Source organism: uncultured Mycobacterium sp., from assembly GCF_964249325.1.
Taxonomy (GTDB): Bacteria; Actinomycetota; Actinomycetes; order Mycobacteriales; family Mycobacteriaceae; genus Mycobacterium.
In genome coordinates this window covers 1-3,058 of sequence record NZ_CAXUCH010000362.1, presented here as the reverse complement: position 1 = coordinate 3,058, position 3,058 = coordinate 1, and the positions used below count along the sequence as shown (strand labels likewise).

General features: G+C 67.1%; 4 protein-coding genes and 1 pseudogene. 4 read left to right on the top strand and 1 reads right to left on the bottom strand.

The annotated features are described in order from the left end of the window. The coding region (locus tag ACFE99_RS24455; RefSeq protein WP_375489382.1) for an MBL fold metallo-hydrolase at positions 1-219 on the top strand (219 nt) is incomplete at its 5' end. 5 nt (positions 220-224) lie between these two features. Here ACFE99_RS24455 and ACFE99_RS24450 read toward each other — a convergent pair. Continuing rightward, a pseudogene (locus tag ACFE99_RS24450) lies at positions 225-956 on the bottom strand (SHOCT domain-containing protein). Between the two features lie 121 nt (positions 957-1,077). On the opposite strand from ACFE99_RS24450, the gene ACFE99_RS24445 reads away from it, so the two are divergent. The 3 genes from ACFE99_RS24445 to ACFE99_RS24435 form a co-directional block, all read left to right on the top strand. Further along, positions 1,078-2,034: an SDR family oxidoreductase gene (locus ACFE99_RS24445; protein WP_375489380.1), complete on the top strand. Its 957-nt coding sequence runs from the start codon at positions 1,078-1,080 to the stop codon at positions 2,032-2,034. A 134-nt stretch (positions 2,035-2,168) separates the two neighbouring features. Next, positions 2,169-2,564, top strand: a complete 396-nt coding sequence (locus ACFE99_RS24440) for a hypothetical protein (protein ID WP_375489378.1) — start codon at positions 2,169-2,171, stop codon at positions 2,562-2,564. A gap of 237 nt (positions 2,565-2,801) precedes the next feature. Next, the coding region (locus tag ACFE99_RS24435; protein ID WP_375489376.1) for a hypothetical protein at positions 2,802-3,058 on the top strand (257 nt) is incomplete at its 3' end.

Sequence of the window (3,058 nt, the reverse complement as noted above, 5' to 3'; positions counted from 1 at the left end):
CCCGACCTGGGCGCGGTGTTCAGCGGCGATACGCTCTTCCAAGGCGGGCCGGGGGCGACCGGACGCTCGTTCTCCGATTTCCCGACCATCCTCGCGTCGATCAAGGATCGTCTGGGCGCGCTGCCCGCCGACACCGTCGTCTACACCGGGCACGGCGACACCACCACGGTCGGCGGTGAAATCGTCCACTACGACGAGTGGGTGGCCCGCGGCCACTGAGCCCGCTATCGTCCGTCGAGGATGCGGCGTTTCTCCGCCTCGAACTCCGCTTCGGTCAAGGCGCCCGAATCCCGCAGCGCTGTTAGGTTTTTCAGTTACTCGACGCGCACGCCTTCGTCACCGGGCGCGTACAAGACGTCGGGCGCCGACGTCGTGGCAGCCACAGGCTGGCCAGTCGCCATCCGCTGTGGCCGCCGCCGAACCCGGGCCGACCACCACAACGCGCAGAGAAGGTTCAGCAAACCAAGCGCGGCCAGCACGACGAACACCCACACCAGCGAGCCGTGCGAACTACGCTGCCCGAACGCTAGGCGCGGACTGATGAACCCGCCGACTTGCCCACCAGCTTTGACGTAGTAGGTGCCCTCGACGGGAACCTGCACCAACCACACCCGCCGATGTGCGTCATTGTTGACTGTCGTTGTGCTGCCGAAGCTTTCGGTCACGGTCGGGTCCGCGACCCCGGCGGGCGGGATGAGCGTCATGGTGAGCCGCGGCACCGGCAGGCCACCGCCGCTCGGACTGCCGATCACCTGGCTGTGAAAACTGACCGTGACTTCGCCGGCCGGCAACCGCAGGCTGCCCGACCCCGGGACAGGCACCTCGCCGTAGGCGTTGTAGTTGTCCAGCACGAAGGTGTTGAGCACCAGGGTGGCGATCAAGCCGACAACGCCCACCACCAGCGTGACGATGGACATGATCACCGCGAACCTGGTCGCGGCTTTGGCACCGGTCATCGCCGCAGTCTGTCACGGTTGGCCGCACACCGGCGCGCAAGCTGACGTCGGCCGCCCCCTTTTTCGTGCAGCCAGACGCGTGCGGCGTTATGTTCGCCCCATCCACACACGAGGAGCACCCATGGCCACCAATCTCGACGTCACCGTGCCAGATCTGTCCGGGAAACTCGCGGTCGTCACCGGGTCCAACAGCGGCCTCGGTCTCGGCCTTACGCGTCGGCTGGCCGCGGCCGGCGCGGACGTCGTCATGGCGATCCGCAACCGCGCCAAAGGCGAGGCGGCGATCGCCGAAATCCGGGCGACGGTTCCCGACGCCAAGCTGACGATCAAGAACCTGGATTTGTCGTCGCTGTCCCGCGTCGCGGCCCTGGGCGAGCAGCTCAACGCCGAGGGCCGCCCGATCGACATCCTGATCAACAACGCCGGCGTCATGACCCCGCCTGAGCGTGAGACCACCGCCGACGGATTCGAATTGCAGTTCGGCAGCAACCATCTCGGGCATTTCGCGCTGACCGGGCATCTGCTGCCGCTATTGCGCGCCGCCGAGCATGCGCGCGTCGTCTCGCTGAGCAGCCTGGCCGCACGCAAAAGCGGCAAGATCCACTTCGAGGACCTGCAGTTCGAGAAGTCGTACGCGCCGATGCAGGCCTACGGCCAGTCGAAGCTGGCGGTGTTGATGTTCGCCCGCGAGCTCGACCGCCGCAGCCGGGAGGCCGGCTGGGGTATCACGTCCAACGCTGCCCATCCGGGCTTGACCAAAACCAACCTGCAGATCAGCGGCCCGTCCCACGGTCGCTCAAAGCCGTCGGTGATGGAACGCTTGTACAAGCTGTCGTGGCAGCTGACGCCGTTCCTGTGGCAAGACGTCGACGAGGGAATTCTGCCCGCGCTGTACGCCGCGGTGTCGCCGGACGCCGAGGGTGGCGCTTTTTACGGGCCTCGCGGTATCTACGAGGCCGCCGGCGGCGGCGTCAAGGCAGCCAAGGTGCCCGCGCGCGCCCGCAACGACGCCGACAGCCGGCGATTGTGGGAGATATCCGAACAGCTCACCGGCGTCAGTTACCCCGGTCCGAACTGACCACCGCGCCGGACGGCGTATCCGTACACGCCGGAAACACCCCGGAAACTGCCGAATCGTTTTGAGGGTTGACCCCAGCGGGTAACGTCACCACGGGCCGGGCAAGTGTCATCACTCGACAGGGGGACACGATCATGACCGCTCACGAGGGCGAACAAGGCGACGGCGAACAAGGCGACGGCGAAAAAGGCGACGAGGCACGCAACGACGCCGAGCAGTCACAGGGGGAATCTGATCGGCCGGAGCCATCCGAGGAGGGCAAGAAAGAAGTCAAGCGGATGGCGAGCGCCTACGAAGACCGCCCAACGGCGGTGATGCCTGGCACGGACAAGACGATCACGGGCACGGCGGTCCACGAGTGGCTCGACGACGAGGGCAACCCCAAATTCGGCGATCCCGATGAGCACCCCTTCGCGGAAGACAGCGGTCAGGAGGGCGAGCAAGCTCAGGAGGGCGACCGAAAGGAAAGTGGCGAAGCGGCCGACAACCCCAAGGATCAATCGGACGAGCAGCGGGAGTCGGCCGACTAGCCGGCTTGTCCGCCGGGACCCGGTCCCGGCTGGAGGAATCCCGGAACACCCGGAATTCGCGGGATAGGCGGAACCACTGGGGCTGGAGCCGACGTCGTCGTCGGTGCCGTGGTTGTTGCTGTTGTGGTCTGAGTAGTCGTCGGTTGGGTCGTCGTCGACTGCGTTGACGACGGCGGCGGGGTCGCCGACTCCGTTGACGATGGGGTTGACGGCGACTCGGTCACTGTCGTGGTCTCGGTGCTGGAGCTTGCGGTCGAGGGGGCGGAGGTTCCCGTCGACTCGGGCGTCGTGCTCACGCTAGGTGACGGTGTGGTCGGAGCGCCGCCGCCGGACGTGTGCCGCAGCGCGATCATGATCGCCACGGCCAACGCCAGCACGACCAGAGCCGTACCGATGACGAGCACCGCCGGCCGGCGATACCAGGGGACAGCTGGCCGGCGGGCTTCGGCCGGGCGTTCCTGGTGGTCGACCCGTGGCCGCGCGGATGTCGCACT